This window comes from Stenotrophomonas sp. PFBMAA-4, assembly GCF_030053215.1.
Lineage (GTDB): Bacteria > Pseudomonadota > Gammaproteobacteria > Xanthomonadales > Xanthomonadaceae > Stenotrophomonas.
Window position 1 is genome coordinate 1 of record NZ_JASGBW010000019.1, and the last position, 22,299, is coordinate 22,299.

The following is a 22,299-nucleotide window of genomic DNA, read 5'->3' on the forward strand; positions in this document are numbered from 1 at the left end:
AGCAGGAGAGCATGCGAACCAACGGTTCGCACCCACCAGAGCAGGAGAGCATGCGAACCAACGGTTCGCACCCACCAGAGCGGGGGTTCGCACCCACCACAGCGTTCGGGTAGCGCCGGGCCGTGCCCGACGACCACCCGGATCACCTCAACCGTGCAGGTCGTAGCGGTCCAGTTCCATCACCCGCGTCCAGGCGGCGATGAAATCCTGCACGAACTTGTTCTCGCCATCGGCGCTGGCATAGACCTCGGCCAGTGCGCGCAGCACGGCATTGGAGCCGAACACCAGGTCGGCGCGGGTGCCGGTCCAGCGTGCGCTGCCTTCGCCGCGGGCGCGGCCTTCAAAGCTCTCGCGGCCGGTGGCCTTCCACTGCGTGCCCATGTCCAGCAGGTTGACAAAAAAGTCGTTGCTCAACGTGCCCGGGCGTGCAGTGAACACGCCGTGCTTGCCACCATCGGCATTGGCACCGAGTACGCGCAGGCCGCCGACCAGGGCGGTCATCTCCGGCGCGGTCAGGGTCAGCAGCTGTGCCTTGTCGATCAGCAGCGCTTCGCCCGGCACGCTGTAAGCGCCCTTGAGATAGTTGCGGAAGCCATCGGCGGCCGGCTCCAGCACCGCGAACGACTCGACGTCGGTCTGTTCCTGGCTGGCATCGGTGCGGCCCGGGGTGAACGGCACGCTCACCTCATGGCCACCGGCCTTGGCGGCCTGTTCGACACCCACGCCACCGGCCAGCACGATCAGATCGGCCAGCGACACCTGCTTGCTGCCGCCGCCATTGAACCCGGCCTGCACCTTTTCCAGCGCGGCCAGCACCTTGGCCAGCTGCTGCGGCTGGTTCACCGCCCAGTCCTTCTGCGGGGCCAGGCGGATGCGCGCACCATTGGCGCCACCGCGCTTGTCCGAGCCGCGGAAGGTCGAGGCCGACGCCCACGCGGTGGACACCAGCTCGGCGACACTGAGGCCGGTTGCAGCGATCTTCTGCTTCAGCGCGGCGATGTCCTTGGCGTCGATCAGCGGATGCTTCGCTTCCGGCACCGGATCCTGCCAGATGAATTCCTCGGCCGGAATTTCCGGGCCCAGGTAGCGCGCACGCGGACCCATGTCGCGGTGGGTCAGCTTGAACCAGGCGCGGGCGAAGGCATCGGCGAAGGCCTGCGGATCATCGAGGAACCTGCGCGAGACCTTTTCGTAGGCCGGGTCCATGCGCAGCGACAGGTCGGTGGTCAGCATGGTCGGGCGGTGCTTCTTCGACGGATCGTGCGCGTCGGGAATGACCGCATCGGCGTTCTTGGCCACCCACTGGTGGGCGCCGGCCGGGCTCTTGGTCAGTTCCCATTCGTGGCCGAACAGCAGCTCGAAGAAGTCGTGGCTCCACTGTGCCGGGGTGCGCGTCCAGGTCACTTCCAGGCCGCTGGTGATGGTGTCGCCGCCCTTGCCGCTGCCGAAGCTGCTGGCCCAGCCCAGGCCCTGGTTTTCCAGGCCGGCCGCTTCCGGTTCCTTGCCGACGTTGTCGGCCGGGCCGGCGCCGTGGGTCTTGCCGAAGCTGTGGCCGCCGGCGATCAGGGCGACGGTTTCCTCGTCGTCCATGGCCATGCGGGCGAAGGTGTCACGGATGTCATGCGCGGCCAGCACCGGGTCGGGGTTGCCGTCCGGGCCTTCCGGGTTCACGTAGATCAGGCCCATCTGCACGGCGGCCAGCGGGTTTTCCAGCTTGCGCGAATGCACGTCGCCATCGGCATCGTCATCGGACACCAGCACGCCGTGGTCTTCCTGCACGCCTTCGGAGCCGTGCGCGTAGCGCACATCGCCGCCCAGCCAGGTGGTTTCGCGGCCCCAGTACACGTCCTGGTCCGGTTCCCAGGTATCAGGGCGGCCACCGGCGAAGCCCAGCGTCTTGAAGCCCATCGATTCGAGGGCGACATTGCCGGTCAGGATCAGCAGGTCGGACCAGGAGATGGCCTGGCCGTACTTCTGCTTGATCGGCCACAGCAGGCGGCGCGCCTTGTCCAGGCTGACGTTGTCCGGCCAGCTGTTGAGCGGGGCGAAGCGCTGCTGGCCGCGGCCGCCGCCGCCACGGCCATCGCCGATGCGGTAGGTGCCGGCGCTGTGCCAGGCCATGCGGATGAACAGGCCGCCGTAATGGCCGAAGTCGGCCGGCCACCAGTCCTGCGAATCGGTCATCAGCGCCTTCAGGTCGGCCTTCAGCGCGGCGTAGTCCAGGCCCTTGAAGGCCGTGGCGTAATCGAAGCCCGCATCAAGCGGATTGGAGCGGCTGGAGTGCTGGTTGAGCAGGTCCACGCGCAGCTGGTTCGGCCACCAGTCGCGGTTGGTCGTCGCGTCACCGACGACGGCGTGGTTGAACGGGCACTTGGCTTCGCTTTTCATGGGTGTCTACCTGTGGACTGGCGAAAGGTGGAATCGGGGGAGGCCTGACCACCATAGGTGGCGCCTACTGATGGGTAAATTCGATTGATTCAACCGATGCGATAGTGGCGGCCTATCAAGGGCGGGGCTTGGACCGTTGTGCGCGATCAGCGCTTGAGCAGGCCCGCACCGAGCTTGAGCAGATCGCTGGCACCGAACTGGCCATCGCCGTCCTGGTCGAGTGCGCCCCCCAGCAGGCTGCCGAGGCCGCCGCCAGCGTGCTGGGCTTCCTGGCCGAGGGCCGAGCTGAGTTCGCCGGCATTGCCCTGCTGGGCAAAGCGCTGGGCCAGGAACGACATGACGATGGGGGCGAGAATGGCCAGCAGCTTGCCGGTGGTGCCGCTGTCCAGGCCGGTCTTCTGGCCGAGCAGCTCAGCCGCCTGCGGCTGCTGGCCGCCGAATACATGGCCGAGGATGCCGGCGCCGTCGGTGGCACCGCTGCCACCACCGCCCATCACCGCGCCGAGGATGCCGCCGAGGTCGAAACCGCCGCCGCTGCCGCCGCCAAGATGATCGCGCTGCAGTGCATTGAGCAGGGACTGCGCGCCCTGTGGCTCGCTGGCATTCTGGCCCATCGCGCCCAGCAGCAGCGGCAGCGCGCTGCCCACCGCCTGGGTGGTCTGGCTGCTGTCCAGGCCGAGCTGCTGGGATACCTGCTGCAGGCCTTGTCCCTGCTGCAGCTGCTGGAAGAGGGAAGCGGCGAGGGATTCGGTGTTCACGGCGGTCTCCGTTCTGTGAAGGAAGGACCGCCCGAGCATAACGCCGGGTACACGACGGAAATGCGAAGGCAGCCGAGCATGGGCTCGGCTCTACAGGGGTAGCGCCGGGCCATGCCCGGCGGCGGGGGTTACACCAGCCGAGCGTGGGCTCGGCTCTACAGGGAGGGCGTGACGGGGCCGTTGTAGAGCCGAGCCAACGCTCGGCTCAGCCCTGCCGCTTACAACAACGTCTTCAACCGGTACAGGGCTTCCAGCGCCTGCTTCGGGGTCAGCTCATCCGGGTCGATCGCGGCCAGCGCTTCCTGCGCCTTGCTGGCCGGTGCGCTGAACAGGCCGAACTGCTGCGGTGCATCCAGCGCCTGCGGCGAGACTTCAGCGGCATGGCTCTCGCCACCGCGCTGTTCCAGCTCGGCCAGGCGACGGCGGGCCTGCGCCACGGTCGCCCGCGGCAGGCCGGCCAGCGCGGCCACCTGCAGGCCGAAGCTGCGGTTGGCCGGGCCGTCCTTCACCGCATGCATGAACACCAGCGCTTCGCCATGCTCGACCGCATCCAGGTGCACGTTGGCGATGCCGCTGCGGCCGCCTTCGTGCTGCTCGTCGGCCAGCGCGGTCAGTTCGAAGTAGTGGGTGGCGAACAGCGTGTAGCAGCGGTTCTGGTAGGCCAGGTGGCGGGCCACTGCGTCGGCCAGGGCCAGGCCGTCGTAGGTGGACGTGCCGCGGCCGATCTCGTCCATCAGCACCAGCGAGTGCGCGGTGGCGTGGTGCAGGATGTAGCTGGTCTCGGCCATCTCGACCATGAAGGTCGATTGCCCGCGGGCCAGATCATCGCCGGCGCCGATGCGGGTGAGGATGCGGTCGATCGGGCCGATCAGCGCGCGGCTGGCCGGCACGAAGCTGCCGATGTGGGCCAGCAGCACGATCAGCGCGTTCTGCCGCATGTAGGTCGATTTACCGCCCATGTTCGGGCCGGTGATGACCAGCATGCGACGGTCCGGATGCAGGTCCAGATCATTCGGCTCGAACGGCTGTTCGCGCACGGCTTCGACCACCGGGTGGCGGCCGCGTTCGATCTTCAGGCAGGGCTCGGCCTGCAGTTCCGGGCGCGCCCAGTCCAGCGCCTGCGCGCGTTCGGCGAAGGCGGCCAGCACGTCCAGTTCGCTCAGCGCGGCGGCGCACTGCTTCAGCGGTTCCAGCTGGCCGCCGAGGGTGTCCAGCAGCTGCTCGTACAGATACTTCTCGCGCGACAGCGAACGGTCGCGCGCGGACAGCACCTTGTCCTCGAAGGCCTTCAGTTCCTCGGTGATGTAGCGCTCGGCATTGGTCAGCGTCTGTCGGCGGGTGTAGTGCACCGGCGCGCGGTCGGACTGGCCCTTGCTGATTTCGATGTAATAGCCGTGTACGCGGTTGTAGCCCACCTTGAGGGTGGCAATGCCGCTGCTCTCGCGTTCGCGCTGTTCCAGGTCGACCAGGAACTGGTCGGCATGGGTGGACAGGCGGCGCAGTTCGTCCAGCTCGGCATCGAAGCCATCGGCCAGCACGCCGCCGTCGCTCAGCTTCAGCGGCGGCATCTCGGCGATGGCGCTGGCCAGCAGGTGCGCGCACTCGTCGTGCTCGCCCAGCGCGGCGTGCAGGGTCTGCAGGCGCGGCGAATCCAGCGGCGCCAGCACTTCGCGCACGGCCGGCAGCAGGCCCAGGCCATCGCGCAGGGTGGAGAAATCGCGCGGGCGCGCCGAGCGCAGCGCCACGCGGGTGAGGATGCGTTCGAGATCGCCGAGGCGGCGGAACTGCTCGCGGATGTCGGCGTCGCTGCCGCGGTCGATCAGCGTTTCCACTGCATGGTGGCGCTGCACCAGCACCTCGCGCAGGCGCAGCGGGCGGTGCAGCCAGCGGCGCAGCAGGCGGCCGCCCATCGGCGTCACCGTGCTGTCGAGCACGCCCAGCAGCGTGTTGCGGGTGTCGCCGTCCACGCGCGTATCCAGTTCCAGATGGCGGCGGGTCGCGGCGTTCATCGCGATCGCTTCACCGGCGGTTTCCATCGCGATGGAGGTCAGGTGCGGCAGGCGCTGCTTCTGGGTCTCTTCGACATAGCCGAGCAGGGCGCCGGCGGCTGCCGTGGCGCGCGGCTTGTCGTCGATGCCGAAACCGCTCAGGTCGTGCAGCTTGAAGAAGGCCAGCAGCTGGCGGCGGCCGCTGTCCGCATCGAACAGCCACGGCGCACGGCGGCGCACGCCGGTGCGCTGGCGCAGGAACTCGGGCCAGTTCTCTTCGTCGGGCACCAGCAGCTCGGCCGGCTCCAGGCGGGCGAGTTCGGCTTCCAGCGCGTCGTCGGTCTCCACTTCGTTGACCAGGAAGCGGCCACCGGCCAGGTCGGCCCAGGCCAGGCCGTAGCCCTGCTTCGTGCGCGACAGCGCCATCAGCAGGGTGTCGCGGCGCTCGTCCAGCAGCGCCTCATCGGTGACCGTGCCGGGGGTGACGATGCGCACCACCTTGCGTTCGACCAGGCCCTTGGCCAGGGCCGGGTCGCCGATCTGTTCACAGATGGCCACCGATTCGCCCAGCGCCACCAGGCGGGCCAGGTAGCCCTCGTAGGCATGCACCGGCACGCCGGCCATCGGGATGGGCGCGCCGCCGGAGCTGCCGCGCTGGGTCAGGGTGATGTCCAGCAGCCGCGCCGCCTTGCGGGCGTCGTCGTAGAACAGCTCGTAGAAGTCGCCCATGCGGAAGAACAGCAGCAGGTCCGGATAGTCGGACTTGGCTGCGAAGAACTGCTTCATCAGCGGGGTGTGTTCGGTAGCGGCCTTGGAAGGGCTGCTCTTTTGTTTTGAATCAGTGGCTTGCAATGCGTCCGGTCTCGATGGGTGAGGGCGGGTTGCCGTCAGAAGCGGCAAGTAGCGGGAAATAGGGTTGCGAGGGCGGCGAAGGCACCCAGCAGAGCCATGATCGTACCGTGACGCTGGTCAGGATGGCTGGGATCAAGCCAAAAACTGCTTCGGCGGGCCGCGACATCTGGCGCGAGGTGCCTAGTTTAGTCTGACCCACCAACAGGTGATGGAGCTTTCGGTTCGTCCCATCCCTGCGTGAAGGGGCGCAGGCAAGCGGTCCACGCTGGTGGAGCTACCGGACAGGGCTTCAAGGCCTATCGCGTGCTGGATGGAAATCAGGGGGCACCGGTCGGCTTTGGCTTCTACGTGAGCAAGACCCGCACCACCTGCGAGGTCGTCCGAGGGGAGGGGCGCAGGGCGTTGGCCGCTTCGTGTCAAGGAACGTCACGGACATTGGGTGGAAGAGGCGTCCTACGTGGGCCGGGAGCTCATTCACGAGCTCAAGACATCGGGCGAGAATCCGAAGACTCGGGCAGCTCGGGCGAGCCGGCAGCAATATGTCGGACGTCCGGATCGGCTCACCGTGGTCGACTGTTTCGACGTGGCGCTCCGCAGAAGCGCTATGGTCCGAGTTGGACGGGATGACCACGGGCTGACCGCGAAGGATGGGATTGGAGACCCGTTTGCAGTTAGCGTAAAAATTGCTGCCGTCGATGAGTCAGGACATGGAGGTTTCAGATGTGCTGGATTTGCAGGGGAGAAGGCGAAAACGTCGTGTCGTCGGAAGAGGACATGGAAGCGTACAACCGAGAAAGACGGGCTGGCAGAAGCTGGAGAGAGGTGCGCAGGGAGCAGGCCGCGGAATGCGAGGAAAGGCGTGCGTCAGAGCAGAAAAAGGCAATCTTGAAAGACGTCAAAAGCCGCGGAAAGCCGAACAAGAAGCGAAAAATGTAGGTGCCTCGCCACTGCTTCCGGAAATTCCAGGTCACCGCACCCCTGACGTCGAGCACGACGTTCTCAGGCACCCCTATCACTGCATTGGCCGGATTGCCCGGATACGGCTCAAAGCGTCCGGCAGGCTGTTGGTAGAGTTGCCAACAGGCACATATTGGGCCGTGCTCTCCACATGGCTTCACTCGTGCGGTATCGTCGCTGAGCCGCCAGCAGGGTGGCTCGCCAAGGATTGCTCATGCGTTGGTTCATGCCTCCCGTCGTTTGCCTGCTTGCTCTGGCCGGTTCCGCCTCTGCCGCCCAAGGCGAAGTCTGCTTGGCCGCAGAACAAACCACCCCGGCCGGCGTGATGAAGCCCTTCAGCGACAGCACGGTCTTTCAATGCAAGTCGGCCGGCCAAGTGACCGTTCCGCAGTTGTATGCGAAGGGATGGAAGGTGGTGTCGGTGTTTCCGCAGAGCTCCATGGATCCGTCCAAGCCAGGGATGGTCAGTGTCCTCTGGACGCTGGTCGTTGAAAAAGACTGATCCGTTGCACTGACATTCGGGTGCCGTGCTCGGCACCGATGGCTGCGGCCTGACAGTGGAAGTCGGCAAGTGGATTCTCGCTCCCCGCTCTTCCAGGTAGTAGTCGCAGCGCCTGAGACGTTGGAGGAACACACTGAAGGTCACTCACTGGAATTTTCGCCATGACCTTCGATGCCGCAAATCTCAACTTGCTGGAGAAGCTTCGCGACTTCCGTGTCGCGCTGTCGCTGTTGGCATTTGCCGCGCTTCTGGATGTGTTCCTGGTGCTGACGACGGGGGCCAATCTTTGGTCCTTCCAGTGGAATGAAGCCGTGTCGCGTCCAGGGCCTTTGCTGCTGCTGGTTCTTGCTTACAGCGTAATGATGACCGTTGGTGCGGGATTGCTTTCCTGGGTTGCCATGGCCGTTAGGGAACTGTTCGTGCCGAAACTTCAGGAGTGGCTGGGAGGTGGAGAGGCGGCACAGAATCCTAACCCGCAACGCTACGTCACACGTCTGGAGGCGGAGAGCGCATTGGCGAATTTGACCGATGATGCTCGGCCGAGAGCAGTCGAGGCGCAGCTGGCCGAGCGAGGGTCTGAGATGCAGAAGTGGCACGGTCTGGTCGGTGCGGGATGGGTAGGTATGGCATTGGTGATGCTGGACTGGAGGCTCGATGGCTCGGCAGTTCTGGCCTTGGTCGCTTGGCAGTCCTGGACCCCTTGGTTGGTGCTTGCGATCCCAGCGCTCCCCTGCGCTTACAACGTGTGGTATGGCGTGCCCGGCCACGATTTCGTCGAGTGGCCGCAGTTGGCAAAGAACCAAACGCGCAACAACCCCGGCGCTTCCGTTGCAATGCCGCCCGTATGAGAGAGCAATGCTTGCTGTGTATCTGAGCTGCGTCCCAACGCGGATGTAGCCTCTTAGGCAGTCGCAGCTGCCCAGGCCCGCGCGCAGGCCATGGCCGCATCAGGTGGCTGAGCTGCGCCGCATCATGGCTGGCGTCGTTTCCCCTCAGGCCAACGACAACAGGAACAGTCCGTAAGGCAGGTCATGGTCCAGCCACTGATCCTTCACTCTCCAGCCGGCACATTCTGCGATTGCCGCCAGGCGCTGGGGCGTGAATTTGTGGGAGCTCTCGGTGTGCAGTCCTTCGCCAAGGGCGAAGTGAAAAGGATGGCCTGCAATCCGTACCGCCTGCTCGCGGCGGCTGACCAGCCACATCTCCATGCGGGACTCGCTGGCATTCCAGTGCGCACGATGCAGGAATGCACCCGGATCGAAGTTGGCGCCCAGTTCGTCGTTGATCCGCACCAGCAGATTGCGGTTGAAGGCGGCGGTGATGCCGGCGGCATCATCGTACGCAGCCAACAGCGTTTCCCTGTCCTTTACCAGATCCACGCCGACCAGAAGCTGGGCGCCCGGCCCCAGGAGGTTGCGCAGATGCGACAGCAGCGCGACCGATTCCCCCGGGCTGAAATTGCCCAGCGTAGAACCCGGGAAGAAGCCCAGCCGCGCATGTCCATCAGCGAGCCCGGGCAGGGTGACCGCCTGGGTGAAGTCCCCTGACAGTGCGGCCAGTTGCAGATGGGGATAGTCACGTGCGATGGCCGCACCCGCCTGCGCAAGCGCGGACGCGCTGATGTCGATGGGTACGTAAGCGCCGAGGTGGGGTGAGGCATCGAGGAGGACGCGTGTCTTCACGCTGGCGCCGCTGCCGAACTCTACGAGCACGGTTCCGGGTTCGATGTGGCGGGCGATGTCGGCCACCGAAGACCGCAGGAGGGCCAGTTCGGTGCGGGTAAGGTAGTACTCGGGCGTGGCGCAGATCGCCTCGAACAAGCGCGAGCCTTCTTCGTCATAGAAGTATTTGGCCGGCACATTTTTCGGGGTCGCCGAGAAACCACGTAGCACGTCATCGAGGAACGCGTTTGAGGGTGCCGGCACGGCAGGATCGTTGTCGCGTGCCAGGCGCACGCCGTTGAACAGCCAGCGCTGGGCTGGCGCAAAGAAATTGCGGTAACTCGCCCTTGCGTGTCCGGGAGGGGTGATCGAGGAGCCTCCGCGCAGGACCATCTGGCCTGCCATGAACTTGCCGTTGTATTCGCCCACGGTTCCAGGCGGTGCGCGGAAGCCGGGGTAGGCATGGTAGGCGCTGCAGGTCCATTGCCATGCCTGGTCGTAGAGGCCGCCCAGGTTGGGCAGCGTCGTCGCAGCGTGCTCCCACTCGGCTTCGCTGGGCAGGCGCGCACCGGCCCAGCGTGCGTAGGCGTCTGCCTCGTAGTAGCTCACGTGGCGCACGGGAGCGTGTGGATCCAATGGGGTGCGGCCCTGCAGCGTCAGGGTGCTCCATTGGTCGCCTTCATCGCGCCAGTAGAGCGGTGCCTGCCAGCCCTGCGCTTGGGCAGTTGCCCAACCGTCGGCCAGCCACAGCAGAGGCTGCCGGTAGCCGCCATCGGCGATGAAGGTCAACCATTCCTCATTGCTGACCAGGCGATCGGCAAGCGCGAAAGAGGGCAGGAAGACCGTGTGGCGCGGCATTTCATTGTCGAAAGCGAAGTCGTCGCCTGTCGCGCCGATGTCCACCAGCCCGCCGGCGATGTCGGCCCATTGCAGGGGCCCGGCAGGCCGCGCGCGGGAGGGGAGTTCCGGCCGATACGCAGGCGACAGCGCCGATCGGGAGAACAGGTGCAGCACGTCCATGAGGATCAGTTCCTGGTGCTGTTCCTCATGCGCCAGGCCAAGCTCGACCAGTCCGGTGCAGGCCGCCGGCAACGCGTGCAGCAGCCTGTCCATTGCAGCATCGACATGGGCGCGATACGCCAGTACTTCGTCGGCGGAGGGGCGTGTCATCAGGCCGCGTTCTGCACGCGGCAGCCGTGGGCCGGCGCCTTCGTAGTACGAGTTGAAGAGGTAGCCGAACGTTGGATCAAACGCAGCGTACCCCGGCAGGTGCGGCGCCAGCAGGAACGTTTCGAAGAACCAGCTGGTATGTGCCAGATGCCACTTGGTCGGGCTGGCATCCGGCATGGATTGGGCCGCCTGGTCTTCCACGCTCAGCGGGACGGCCAGAGCGACGCTGTGCGCACGTACAACACGATAGCGACGGCGTAGATGGCTCACAGACTCAGCCCGATTTGACGGCCGAACGTGCGCGCGCATTCCTGACGGTCACCCAGATGGCCGAGAGCAGGAAGTAGAACGCGCCCAGGCCGGCGTAGGGGGCCACCGTGGTGACATCCAGGGCAATGCCACTGCTGGCCTGCTTGAAGAAGAACGCGCCGGCGGCTGCCGATTGCGCGCCACTGAGGATCATGACCCACTGGCCACCTGCGCTCTTCCAGCGATGCACCGCGGTAGCCAGTTGCAGCAGGCCGGAGAGGATCGCCCAGACACCGAAGACCTTGATCGTGGCGACCATGCCGGAAGTGAGGGCAACGCCGATGGCAATGGCAGTCACCACGCTGACGATGAAGTTGAACATCTGCGTGCCGTTCGCACCCAAGCCGCCGGTGCGGCGGGCATCGATGTAGTTCGCCAGCGCATCCCATGCCGGGTACAGCACCAGCAGCACCGCACCTACGGCTGCGTTCTGCCGGCCAACCACAACGGCCAGGGCGATCCACGCAATGGATACGCCTGCGCGCAGGAAGTAGTAGCGCTGGAGCCAGGCACTTGCCGGGGAAACGGAAGGGGCGGTGGCAGTCATGAAATTCTCCGGATTCGAAAGGAAGAAGCGTGGGTGGGTGGCAGTCTATCTACCAATAGGTAGGCTAACGTTGTGCATGCTTGCCTACCAGTAGGTAGGTCGTCAATCAGTTTCCGTCAGGGCTCCGCGCCGGGTTGCCTTCTGTTCATTTCCTGGGCTTCAGCGGGGCGCCGGGTGGCTTTGGAAGTGCTCGATGACCCACTGTTCGCAGAGTGCCCACAGGCTCGGCGCGCCTTCGCGGATGACCGGACCATAGCGCTCGAGCACTTGTTCCATGGAGACGCCATTCTCCGTCCAGGTCCCGCCGCCGGCGAATATGTTCGCCAGCAGGGGTTGGAAGCGATCCAGCGCCTTTGCAAACCTGGCGTCGGCGCTGCGCGCGCTTTCAAATTCATGCCACAGCGCCAGCATGTCCTCGCCCTGTGGCTGCGGCAGCATGCCGAAAAGCCGCTGGGCGGCAACGGCCTCCAGCTGCGCCTGATGCGCGGCACTGGTGCCGCCATGGATGGGCATGTCACCCACGTCGATTTCAACGATGTCGTGCAGCAGAAGCATGGTCAGCACGCGTTGGACATCGACCGCTTCTGCGGCGTGCTCAACCAGCACAAGTGCGTACATCGCCAAGTGCCAGGAATGTTCGGCCGAGTTCTCACGCCGGCTGCGGTCGAGCAGGGGAGACTGGCGAACCACGTTCTTCAGCTGGTCGATCTCGCGAAGGAAGGCTACCTGTTTCTGAAGTGTCGTCGCCATGGAGCACGCTTCCCGTGGGGTCGAAGGGGATCAGGCGGCCGGGGCCAGGCGATCAAGCGAAACCCGGACCAGGGACTCGAACGCCGCCGGTTCGCCCAGGCCACGCGCGGCGAGCATCGCACCATGTACCGCGGCCATGAAGGTGCGGGCTTCCACCTGTGGCGTCGCATGCAGCTGCAGCTGGCCCCGGGAGAGACCCCGCGTCATCGTGGAGGTGAGCCATTGGCTCAGATCATCGAAGTGCCCGCGCACCTCCGCCGCGACTTCGGGCGGCAGCGTGGGCAGCTCGGCGGCCAGCATTGCGCCGATGCAGAACGAGGACGTGCCACCCAGGATGCAGCTGGACCAGTAGTCCGAATAGGCGGTCAGCTCGCCCAGCGGGTTGTCCAGTTGGCCTTCCAGCAGCGCCAGGCCGGCACGGGCTTCGGCGCGGTAGCGCGCCACGACCTCCCGGACCAGATCGACCTTGGTGGGGAAGTGGTGGTGGATGCTGGCCTTGCTGATGTTTACCTGCGCTGCGATGTCTGCGTAGCTGAAGCTGTTGTAGCCGCCAGACTCGAGCAGAATACGGGTATAGGCGACGATCTCGGCAGCTTTCGGCGAGAGCTCGGTATCCATGAGGCACCTGAAGGTCCAAAGTATCAATCTACCAGTTGGTAGGCTTTGGCGCAACGTGCCCGTTCAGCGCTCACTCGATGGGCGGTATGTGCCGAACCGGATCTGCACAGCCCCCTCCACCACGTTGACGACGCCGATCTCCTGCGGGCCGATCTCGACAACCGCGGGCCAGGAGTGACGGAAACCGAGTGGCCATGCGGGCGGGCGGATCGTCTTCCACGTAGTGCCGGCGTCCCCGCTTGCACTGACCTCGTTGAGGCAGGAGGTCACGAACATTGCGCCGCTGGCGGTACTCATGACATGCGGGCCGCACTTCTGGTCGGCAAGGGGCGTGCCCAGGCCGACCGGCCACGTGCGGCCGTCCGTTGACGTTTTGTACGACACCGGGCATTGAGGATCGTCGCCGCAGGTTTCCAGCACCATCAGGTAGCCGCCGCCCGGGCGAGCCGAGATGACCGGCATGCCCGGCCGCAGGCGGCCTCCGCCGGGCTGTTCGGCAATGGTCGCCGCTGCAGACCAGGTGCGGCCACCGTCGTTGGATATGCGCTGCGACACCACCTGGTTGTAGGAGGGCGTCTCGTCGGCGCGGGTCTCATCGGCGTAGACCACCGACAGGCTGCCATCCTGCAGTGGCGTCAGCACGGGTTCCCAGACACCGCGGTCCTTGCGGCCGCGCGGCGTTTCGTTGGCGGTAATGGTGCTGAGGAAATGCCACTGCCGGCCCTGGTCATCGCTGGCATACAGGTTGAGGCGGTACGAGCGGCGGTCGATCAGCGAGCGCATGGCCAGCAGCACCCGGCCATCGGGCATGACGCGCAGTTCGCCGTTGTCGAGCAGCCGCCCGGGCTCGGACACGCTGGACAAGGGCGCCCACGTGCGTGCGTTGTCATCACTGACCAGCAGCTGCAGCGTGGTCGGGCGGCCCTTGGGATAGTGGGTGGTTACGGCCAGCCAGCGCCCGTCGGGCAGCCGGGCCAGCCGGCCCCAACCGGCATTGGCAGCGTCAACCGTCACCGTGTCTCCCCACTCCACGGTGGTTGCAGTGGCGGGCTGGGCGGCGACAAGCAGCGCAGCGAAGCCCAGTGCCAGGCCGCTGCGTCGCAGCGGGCGGGCCAGAGCGTCCATCGGGGGCATTTTCATCAGGCGCATCTCGGTCACCAGTAGGTTGCGTACAGCGCGACAAGGATGGCCACCACGGCCAACGAGGCAACGTTGAACGAAGGCGCGGTCGCGAAGCCCACGTCATCGGTCCGGATGCGGTCACGATCCCCGCGTGCACGGGTGGCCAGCGCCACGCCGACGCCGAGCAGCAGCGTGGCCAGGAACACCACGCCCATGCGGTCCATGAAGGGCAGCAGCGGCCACAGCAGCTTGAACGCCAGCGACAGCACGAACGAGCCGATGGCTGCCGCCAGCGCGCCGGCCTCATTGGCACGCTTCCAGAACAGGCCCAGCAGGAAGATCACCACGATGCCCGGAGTGAAGAATCCGGTGAACTCCTGGATGTACTGGAAGCCCTGGTCGAAGCTGCCCAGCAGCGGCCGCGCGGTCAGCAGGGCCACGATGATCGAAACGGTGGCCGCCAGCCGGCCGACCCGGACCAGCTTGGCCTGCGGCGCGTCCGGTGCGCGCTTGGCGTAGAAATCCAGGGTGAAGATGGTGGCCACCGAATTGATCTTGGACGCCAGCGAAGCGACGATGGCGGCGATCAGGGCAGCGAACACCAGGCCGAGAATGCCACTGGGCAGCAGCCCCAGCATGGTCGGGTAGGCGGCATCAGGGCGTTCCAGGTTGGGCGCCAGCATCACCGCGGCAATGCCCGGCACCACCACGATGGCCGGCAGCAGCAGCTTGAGGAAAGCTGCGAACACCACGCCCTTCTGCGCTTCCTGCAGATTCTTCGCGGCCAGCGCCCGCTGGATGATGTACTGGTTGAAGCCCCAGTAGCTCAGGTTGGCGATCCACATGCCGCCCAGCAGCACCGACAGGCCGGGGAGATCCTTGTAGAACGGGTTGTCCCTGCTCAGGATCATCTCGAACCGTTCCGGGTGCGCCTGCCACAGCTGCATGAAGCCATCGCTGACACTGCCGTCGCCGATCTTGCCCAGCGTGATGAACGTTACCAGCAGGCCGCCCAGCACCAGCAGGCAGACCTGCACGATGTCGGTCAGTGCAACCGCCTTCAGGCCACCGTACAGCTGGTACAGCAGCGCGAATGCGCCCAGCAGCACCAGCGCCACGTTCTGGTCCAGGCCGGCCACGCCGGCAATGGCGATCGAGCCCAGCCAGAGGATCGACGTCAGGTTGACGAATACATACAGCCCCAGCCAGAACACCGCCATCAACGTGCGGATGCGGTTGCCGTACCGTTCCTCCAGGAACTGCGGCATGGTGGTGATGCCATTGCGCAGGAAGATCGGCAGGAACCACTTGCCCACGATCAGCAGGGTCAGTGCCGCCATCCACTCATACGAGGCGATGGCCAGGCCGATGGCATAGCCGGAGCCGGACATGCCGATGATCTGTTCTGCCGAAATATTGGCCGCGATCAGCGAGGCACCGATCGCCCACCAGGGCAGGCTGCGGCTGGCCAGGAAGTAGTCCTGGGCCGATTTCTGTTGCCCGTCCTTCTCGCGCGACACCCACTGCGCAAGGATGAAGATGCCGGCCAGGTAAGCCAGGACGATGCAGATATCGAGGGTGGAAAGGCTCATGGAATCTCCGCGGGTGGTCCGCGCTGTCAGCGGGGCGGCAGGTGGTCGGGGTTGCCGGCGAACCGGGGCTCGGGAAGGCCGGCGATGCCGGTATCGATGGCGAACAGATGGCCGGCCAGCGGCTCGCGGAAATTCTGGGCCGGGTCCAGCCCGTCCAGCGCGCTGGTGACGAACAACGTCCGCAGGTCGCTGCCGCCGAAGGCGGGCCGGGTCGGCTGGCTGGCCGGCACGTGGATGACGCAGTCCTCGCGGCCATCAGGCAGATAACGGACGATCCGTGATGCGCCCCAGCGCGCATTCCACAGGCCGCCCTCTGCATCGACCGCGCTGCCGTCCGGCTCGCCGGGCTCATCACGCAGGTCGGCAAACACCTGCACCGGGCCGAGCGTGTCGCCATAGCGGCAGCACCACAGCAGTTTCTGCTGCGAATCGCAGAAGTACAGGGTGTCACCGCGCGGGCTGAACGCCACGCTGTTGGAGATCGCAACCGCTGGCAGGGCAAGGCGCTCCAGCCGTAGATCGGCGTGCAGCCGGTAGAACGGCGCCACCGCCTGCTTCGGGCCCACGGCCGGTTCGTGCAGCATGCCGAACACGAAGCGGCCCTGGCGATCGCAGGCGCCGTCGTTGGCGCGGGTCTGTGCGACCTCGTCCAGCCGGTGCAGTTCGCGCAGTTCGTTGCGCCCGGGATGGAAGAATGCCAGCCGCGTTGCCAGCGCCAGCAGGAGCCAGCCCTCCGCCTCGCACAAGGCCACCGATGCCAGGCGTTCGGGCATCGCCCACTGGTCCACCGCTGCGGTGGCTGGATGGTAGCGCCACAGCCGGGACTGGACGATGTCGGTCCAGTACACCGCCTGCTCGCGTTCGCACCACACGACGCCTTCGCCCAGCGTATTGGCGGACGCCACCGCGGGAGTCAGGGCTGCACTCACACCCAGCCTCCATCCACGATGAAATCCTGCCCCGTACACATGCGGCTGTCGTCGGCCGCAAGAAACAGCGCTGCACGGGCAAGGTCATCCGCATGCAGGTAACCGGGCAGGCACTGCGCGCGGCGCAGCTGTGCCTCGCCTTCCTCATCCAGCCACAGCCGCTGCTGTTTTTCGGTGATCACCCAGCCCGGCACCAGCGCGTTGATGCGGATGCGGTCCTGGCCCAGTTCCCGCGCCAGGCCGTTGACCAGGCCGTGCACGGCCGACTTGGCCATGGCGTACATCGGGTAGCCGCTGTTCTTGATCATCCAGCCGGTGGACCCCAGGCAGATGATCGAGCCGCCGCCGAGCGCGCGCATGTCCGCTGCGACGGCCTGGATGGCGAAGTACTGGTGGCGCAGGTTGACTGCGATGCTGCGCTCGAAGTCTTCGGCCTGCGTGTCGGCAAAGCTGTGGCGGGCGTCGTTGGCCGCATTGTTGACCAGCACCGCGATAGGGCCGATCTGCCGGCGGGCCTCGGCGATGGCGGCCTGGAAGGACGCAAGCGCGGTGACATCGGCATGCAGGTAGATCGGCACGTGGCGCACATCAGCCAGCGCCTGGACCAGTGCATGGCCGCTGGCATCGTCGATGTCGAGGAAGGCGACCCTGGCACCCTGCAGGGCAAAGTGCTCGACGAAGGCCGCGCCGATGCCGGTGGCACCGCCGGTCACCAGCACACTGCGACCGTCCAGGCTGGGATAGGTGGCCATGGCGGGCTGCGGAGGGAGGGGCATGCTCATGCCGCTCACCACTCGGCCACGCTGCCATCGGCATGGCGCCAGATGGGGTTGCGCCAACGATGGCCTTCGGCGGCACGCTCGTCCACGTAGGCCTGGTTGATCTCGATGCCCAGCCCGGGGCCATCGGGGATGCTGACGAACCCGTCCTGGTACTGGAAGGGCGTACGGTCCACCAGGTAGTCGAGCAGGTCGTTGCTGGCGTTGTAGTGGATGCCCAGGCTCTGTTCCTGGATGAAGGCGTTGTAGCAGACCGCATCCAGCTGCAGGTTGGCGGCCAGGGCGATCGGCCCCAGCGGGCAGTGCAGGGCCAGGGCCACGTCGTAGGCTTCGGCCATGGCTGCGATCTTGCGCGTTTCGGTGATGCCGCCCGAGTGCGAGGGATCCGGCTGCAGAATGTCCACGCCACCGGTCTGCAGCACGCGCTTGAAATCGAAGCGCGAGTACAGGCGTTCGCCCAGGGCGATCGGCGCCGGCGAAAGCGCAGCGAGTTCCGGAATGGCTTCCAGGTGTTCGGAAAGCACCGGCTCCTCGATGAACATCAGGTTGAACGGGGCCAGTTCGCGCATCAGCACCTTGGCCATCGGCTTGTGCACGCGCCCATGGAAGTCCACGGCCAGGCCGACATCGTTGCCGACCGCATCGCGCACGGCCTGCACGTTCTCCAGCACGCGGGTGACCTTGGCATGCGAATCGACGAACTGCACCTCCTCGGTGGCGTTCATCTTGACCGCGGTGAAGCCCCGGGCCACGGCTTCTGCAGCCGCACGCGCCGTGTCTGCGGGGCGGTCACCGCCGATCCACGAATAGACCCGGATGCGCTCGCGGACGGGGCCGCCCAGCAAGGTGTGCACCGGTACGCCCAGTGCCTTGCCGTGGATGTCCCACAGCGCCTGGTCGATGCCGGCCAGCGCACTCATCAGGATCGGGCCGCCGCGATAGAAGCCGCCGCGGTAGAGGACGTTCCAGTGGTCCTCGATGTGGCGCGGGTCCTTGCCGATCAGGTAATCGGAAAGCTCTTCCACAGCGGCGGCAACGGTATGTGCGCGCCCTTCGACGATGGGCTCGCCCCAGCCGCTGATGCCCGTGTCGGTGTCGATGCGCACAAAGCACCAGCGCGGCGGCACGAGGAAGGTAGTGATGGCGGTGATTTTCATGCGTGGGAGTCCGTGTTCGCCTGGTGCCAGGCGTCGATGAAGGCGCGTGCGCGGCGTGCGACCTCGGCCGCCGGGGTTCCCGGGGCATACAGCGCCGAGCCGATGCCGAAGCCGGCGGCGCCGGCGCTGCGATAGGCGGCCATGCGCTCAGGGGTGATGCCGCCGACCGGCAGCAGTGCGGTGCCCGCCGGCAATACGCTTGACCAGGCCTTCAATACGGGGGGCGGCAACTGCTCGGCAGGGAACAGCTTGAGTGCGTCGGCGCCAGCGCGCAGCGCAGCGAAGGCCTCGGTCGGGGTGGCAACGCCGGGCGTGCAGCGCATGCCCAGCGCATGTGCCGAAGCGATCACCTCGACATCGGCATGGGGCATCACCAGCAGGCGGCCGCCCGCATTGGCGACGTCCTGTACCTGGCCGGTGGTCAGCACCGTGCCAGCGCCGACCAGGCAACGGTCACCCAGCTGCCGGGCCAGCAGTTCGATGCTGTGCAGTGGCTGCGGTGAATTGAGCGGTACTTCCAGCAGATGGAAGCCGGCATCGGCCAGGGCCGCACCGATCGCGGGTGCTTCCTGCGGGGTGAGCCCGCGCAGGATCGCAACCAGGGGAAGGGGTTGCATCCACGCGGTACTCATCGGAAGTCCTCTATCGAGCGGGTGCGCGCCTGCGCCGGCCACCCTTCAGGTTGGCCTTGGAGTCGGCAATCATGTCCAGCATGGCGGCGCGCGCCACATCGGGCTGCTTCAGCCTGATGGCGTCGTACACGTCGAAATGCCGGGGCAGGGAGTACTTGAAGTCCTTGGCCGTCTGCGCCGAGAGCAGGAAGAAGGTGCCCAGCGCCGCGTCGATGACCGAGAACAACGAGCCCAGCAGCTCGTTGCTGGTGGCATCGAGCACGCTCTCGTGGAACGCCAGGTCGGCCTTGGCCCATGCGTCCTGGTCGGTCGCATCGGCCATCGCCTGGTACGCCTCGCCGATCCTGGCCAGCTGTGCGGGCGAGCGCCGCTGGGCTGCCAGCGCCGCTGCCGCCGGCTCGATCACTTCGCGCATCTCCACCAGCTTGTTGACGAAATCCTGGGTGGGCATCAACGCGCAGCGCCACGCCAGGATGTCGCTGTCCAGCTGCTTCCAGTGCCGTGGCTCGCGTACCCGTGACCCGGTCTTCTGGCGTGTTTCGATCAAGCCTTTCGAGCCCAGTACCTTCAAGCCCTCGCGCAGCGCGGACCGGCTCACGGACAAGGTCTGCGCCAGAAGTTCTTCCTTGGGCAGGAACTCGCCTGGCTGAAGTACGCCGCTGATGATCCGTTGCCCGATCTCCTGGGCGACCTGGTCGTAGAGATTGCGTACCTCGATCCGTTTCACGGGTGCCCCTCTGGCTCGGTGCGCCGCAGGCCGCGGCCACTCCTATTATCCGACAAAAGGGATGCAGCAGGGTGTGGGGGGTGTTCATGCAGTCTTCCTTCAGAGCTTGAACCGGAAGCCGATGCCCACGGTCTTGTCCTGGTAGCGGATGTCACGCGGGCGGGTGTTGCCGTTGCCCCAGTACTGGTGCAGGTTGTTGCCCAGCAGGTTGGTGGCGGAAAACACCACGGTGGTGCGCGGGGTGGCGTCGTAGCTGATCGAGAAGTCCAGCGAGCTGGCAGCCTCGACCTGGTCTTCGGTGCCGGCCACGGTGGGCTGGGTGAAGAAATCGATGTAACGGCTGCGGTAGCCATAGGCCAGGCGTGCCGACATGCCGAAGTTCTCGTAGAACAGCACCGCGTTGTAGTTGTTCTTGGAAACGTTCTGCAGCGGGCGGGTGGTGATCGGGCCGCCGAGGAATTCCGGCGACTTGGTGTCACCTTCGATGTAGGTGTAATTGAACTGCGCACCCAGGCCGCTCCAGGCCCCGGGCAGGAAGTCGAAGGTCTGCTGGTAGGCGAATTCCACGCCCTGCAGGTGGCCGCTGCCGGCGCTCTGCGGCGAGGACAGCTCGTAGGTTTCCCCGGCAATGTCGACGTTGGTGATGTAGTTCTGGATGTAGCCGTTGATGTCGCGGTAGAAAACGCCGGTGCTGACGTAGCCCACCGGTGAGAAGTACCACTCCAGCGAGGCGTCGTAGTTGGTCGACTTGATCGGGCTCAGGTCCGGGTTGCCGCTGCTGGCCACGCCGGCACGGTTGAGCGTGCCCGGGTTCAGCGAGATCGAAGGATTCAGCGCGCCGAAGTCCGGGTAGCTCATGGTCTTGGCCGCGACCAGGCGCAGCTGCCAAGCCTCGTTGAAGTGCAGGTTCAAGCTGGCATTGGGCAGCGCCTGGGTATCTTCGGTGTTGCGGCTGATGGCGCTGTAGACGCCGCTGCCGGCATCGAACGAGTAGGCATTGAGCTCGCGCTTGATCTGCTCGGCGCGGACGCCGACCAGGCCATCCACCCGCAGGTTGCCCAGGTTGAAATCGTACTTGGCCTGCAGGTAGCCGGCCGACTTGCGCTCCTGGATGTCGAAGAAGCGCCCCGGATTCTCTGCGGCCAGGCCGTCGGCCAGGCCGTAGTAGTTGCGCAGCGCATCGGCGTTGCCGATCAGATAGTCATAGCAGGGCGTCAGGAACGGCTGGTTCAGGGCCGAGTTGCCGCGCTTGCTGCAGAAGAACGTGCCGCCCGGGATCGCGCCGGAGGCAAGCAGGGCGTCGACCTGGTTGGTCGGGTTCGGCGAAGCGGTGATGTTGCCGGTGCCGGGACCGCCCGGGGGCGGAGTGCTGATCTCGACGCTGCCCTTCGCGCTGGCATTGCGGTCTGCATAGCGCAGGCCGAACTGGATGGCGGCGATCGGGCCATCGAGGAATTCGAAGCGGCCATCACCGCGCCAGCTGTTTTCCTCGCCACGCGACTCGCCCCACGTCTGGAAAAGCCCATTGAGGTAGTAGCGCGAGGAGTCGCTGGCCGGGTTGCCGGCCAGATGCCAGTTCTGGTGCTTGCCTGCCGTGCCGTCCCAGATCGTGGTGATCGGGCCGTTCATGAAGGTGTCGATGATGAAGTTCTCATCGCGGTAGTAGCCCGAGGTCCGCGACACCTCCGTGGACAGCTCCAGCTGATCCCCGCGCCACTTGAATCCAAGCGCGTTCTGGATGTCCTGGCCGCGCTGCCGATGGGCCTGGGTGCTGCTGGCGGCATAGGTGTCGCCGGTCCATTCGCCACTGGTGGCATCGCAGATGGTCTGCCCGGCCAGGGGGCCGTCAAGGCGGTTGGCATAGCAGTTGTCGCCCACCTGCAGGCGGGTCGGCTGTACCGCGCCCACCGGGAAGCTGAACAGGAATGCCTGGTCGTAGTCATCGCGCACGAAGTCGTACAGGCCTTCGACATAGACCTCGGTGCGCTCGCTCGGCTTCCACTGCAGCGCGTAGTTGAAGGCGCTGCGCTTGCGGTCGCCCTGGCTGTAATTGGTACCCCAGCCATTCGGCGCCGCCACCAGGTTGCCGGCGTCGGTGCGCATCGGTGTGCCGTCGTCGTTGTTCAGCACCTTGGGGAAGTCACCCCACACCGCATCGTAGACATAGTGCTTGCCGACATAGCCGAAGTTGACCATGGCGCCGAACTGTCCGGCGTCGGTATCCCAGCGGTTGCTCAGCAGCAGGCTGGCCGACGGGTCGATGTCGCCGCCGTACTTGCTGTGCGTGCCGGTGACCGTGCCGGCAATCTCGGCACCGTCGAAATCCAGCGGCCTGCGCAGTTCGATATCGACCAGGCCGGCGATGCCGCCCAGCGGCAGGCTGGCTTCGCTGCTCTTGTAGACACTGAGGGTCTTGATTGCGGTGGCCGGCAGGTTCTGGAAGGCATAGCCGCGCCCGGAGCTGCTGAAGATCTCGCGCCCGTTGAGCGTGCTCACCACATTGGGCAGGCCACGGATGACGACCCCGGTGGTCTCGCCCTGGTTGCCCTGCGCGACCTGCACGCCGGTCACGCGCTGCAGGGCATCGGCAACGCTGTTGTCCGGCAGCTTGCCGATGTCTTCGGCAACGATTGAATCGACCACCATGGCCGCTTCCTGCTTGAGCGTCTGCGCGGTCTGCAGGCTCTGGCGCAGCGCGGTCACCGTCACGGTATCAAGATCGGTGGCGGTCGGCTGCTGGGCCGTAGGTGAGGCCGGTCCGGTGGTGCTGGTGTCCTGGGCCCGGGCAAGGCCGGGCAGGGCCAGTGCGGACAGGATGGCAAGGGAGAGCAGGGTGCGGGAAGAAGAAACGGTCATGGCGG

Annotated in this window: 18 protein-coding genes; 2 read left to right on the forward strand and 16 right to left on the reverse strand. The window is 66.1% G+C overall.

The features are described from left to right. Positions 1-147: 147 nt before the first annotated feature. From katG to QMZ26_RS12825, 4 genes are all read right to left on the reverse strand, one after another. Positions 148-2,388, reverse strand: a complete 2,241-nt coding sequence (gene katG / locus QMZ26_RS12810) for a catalase/peroxidase HPI (RefSeq protein WP_283221674.1) — start codon at positions 2,386-2,388, stop codon at positions 148-150. A gap of 146 nt (positions 2,389-2,534) precedes the next feature. After that, the gene (locus tag QMZ26_RS12815; protein ID WP_200732749.1) at positions 2,535-3,185 is read right to left on the reverse strand and encodes a DUF937 domain-containing protein; all 651 of its coding nucleotides are present in this window, start codon (positions 3,183-3,185) and stop codon (positions 2,535-2,537) included. A 179-nt stretch (positions 3,186-3,364) separates the two neighbouring features. After that, a complete protein-coding gene (gene mutS, locus QMZ26_RS12820) occupies positions 3,365-5,986 on the reverse strand; it encodes a DNA mismatch repair protein MutS (RefSeq protein ID WP_079221138.1) in 2,622 nt (873 codons plus the stop codon). Between the two features lie 716 nt (positions 5,987-6,702). After that, the gene (locus QMZ26_RS12825; RefSeq protein ID WP_283221675.1) at positions 6,703-6,993 is read right to left on the reverse strand and encodes a hypothetical protein; all 291 of its coding nucleotides are present in this window, start codon (positions 6,991-6,993) and stop codon (positions 6,703-6,705) included. 164 nt (positions 6,994-7,157) lie between these two features. On the opposite strand from QMZ26_RS12825, the gene QMZ26_RS12830 reads away from it, so the two are divergent. Further along, the gene (locus QMZ26_RS12830) at positions 7,158-7,445 is read left to right on the forward strand and encodes a hypothetical protein (RefSeq protein WP_283221676.1); all 288 of its coding nucleotides are present in this window, start codon (positions 7,158-7,160) and stop codon (positions 7,443-7,445) included. Positions 7,446-7,606: 161 nt separating this feature from the next. Beyond that, positions 7,607-8,293, forward strand: a complete 687-nt coding sequence (locus QMZ26_RS12835) for a hypothetical protein (RefSeq protein WP_283221677.1) — start codon at positions 7,607-7,609, stop codon at positions 8,291-8,293. A gap of 144 nt (positions 8,294-8,437) precedes the next feature. Here QMZ26_RS12835 and egtB read toward each other — a convergent pair whose 3' ends face one another. The 12 genes from egtB to QMZ26_RS12900 form a co-directional block, all read right to left on the reverse strand. Continuing rightward, complete coding sequence (gene egtB / locus QMZ26_RS21290) at positions 8,438-10,585, reverse strand: ergothioneine biosynthesis protein EgtB (RefSeq protein WP_345782675.1); 2,148 nt, start codon at positions 10,583-10,585, stop codon at positions 8,438-8,440. Next, the gene (locus tag QMZ26_RS12850; RefSeq protein WP_283221678.1) at positions 10,551-11,132 is read right to left on the reverse strand and encodes a DUF308 domain-containing protein; all 582 of its coding nucleotides are present in this window, start codon (positions 11,130-11,132) and stop codon (positions 10,551-10,553) included. Before QMZ26_RS12850 ends, egtB begins: the two co-directional genes overlap by 35 nt. 159 nt (positions 11,133-11,291) lie before the next feature. Beyond that, complete coding sequence (locus QMZ26_RS12855) at positions 11,292-11,882, reverse strand: HD domain-containing protein (protein WP_283221679.1); 591 nt, start codon at positions 11,880-11,882, stop codon at positions 11,292-11,294. 30 nt (positions 11,883-11,912) lie between these two features. Beyond that, complete coding sequence (locus QMZ26_RS12860) at positions 11,913-12,500, reverse strand: TetR/AcrR family transcriptional regulator (RefSeq protein WP_079221150.1); 588 nt, start codon at positions 12,498-12,500, stop codon at positions 11,913-11,915. 63 nt (positions 12,501-12,563) lie between these two features. Beyond that, positions 12,564-13,625 (reverse strand): sialidase family protein, encoded by a 1,062-nt coding sequence (locus QMZ26_RS12865; RefSeq protein ID WP_283221680.1) that lies wholly within the window; start codon positions 13,623-13,625, stop codon positions 12,564-12,566. A gap of 29 nt (positions 13,626-13,654) precedes the next feature. Next, a complete protein-coding gene (locus tag QMZ26_RS12870; RefSeq protein WP_283221681.1) occupies positions 13,655-15,214 on the reverse strand; it encodes a sodium/sugar symporter in 1,560 nt (519 codons plus the stop codon). A 26-nt stretch (positions 15,215-15,240) separates the two neighbouring features. Further along, entirely contained in the window at positions 15,241-16,143 is a 903-nt protein-coding gene (locus tag QMZ26_RS12875; RefSeq protein ID WP_283221682.1) for an SMP-30/gluconolactonase/LRE family protein, read from the reverse strand. Beyond that, positions 16,140-16,925 carry an SDR family oxidoreductase gene (locus QMZ26_RS12880; protein ID WP_283221683.1) on the reverse strand — a complete coding sequence of 262 codons (786 nt, stop codon included), beginning with the start codon at positions 16,923-16,925 and terminating at the stop codon, positions 16,140-16,142. Before QMZ26_RS12880 ends, QMZ26_RS12875 begins: the two co-directional genes overlap by 4 nt. Positions 16,926-16,930: 5 nt before the next feature. Continuing rightward, complete coding sequence (gene dgoD / locus QMZ26_RS12885; protein ID WP_108760093.1) at positions 16,931-18,079, reverse strand: galactonate dehydratase; 1,149 nt, start codon at positions 18,077-18,079, stop codon at positions 16,931-16,933. Continuing rightward, positions 18,076-18,696, reverse strand: coding sequence for a 2-dehydro-3-deoxy-6-phosphogalactonate aldolase (locus QMZ26_RS12890; RefSeq protein ID WP_254051543.1), 621 nt, complete (start codon positions 18,694-18,696; stop codon positions 18,076-18,078). The genes dgoD and QMZ26_RS12890 overlap by 4 nt, the downstream gene beginning before the upstream one ends. 25 nt (positions 18,697-18,721) lie before the next feature. Next, entirely contained in the window at positions 18,722-19,438 is a 717-nt protein-coding gene (locus tag QMZ26_RS12895) for a FadR/GntR family transcriptional regulator (RefSeq protein WP_283221684.1), read from the reverse strand. Between the two features lie 99 nt (positions 19,439-19,537). After that, complete coding sequence (locus QMZ26_RS12900) at positions 19,538-22,294, reverse strand: TonB-dependent receptor (RefSeq protein ID WP_283221685.1); 2,757 nt, start codon at positions 22,292-22,294, stop codon at positions 19,538-19,540. Between the last annotated feature and the right edge of the window lie 5 nt (positions 22,295-22,299).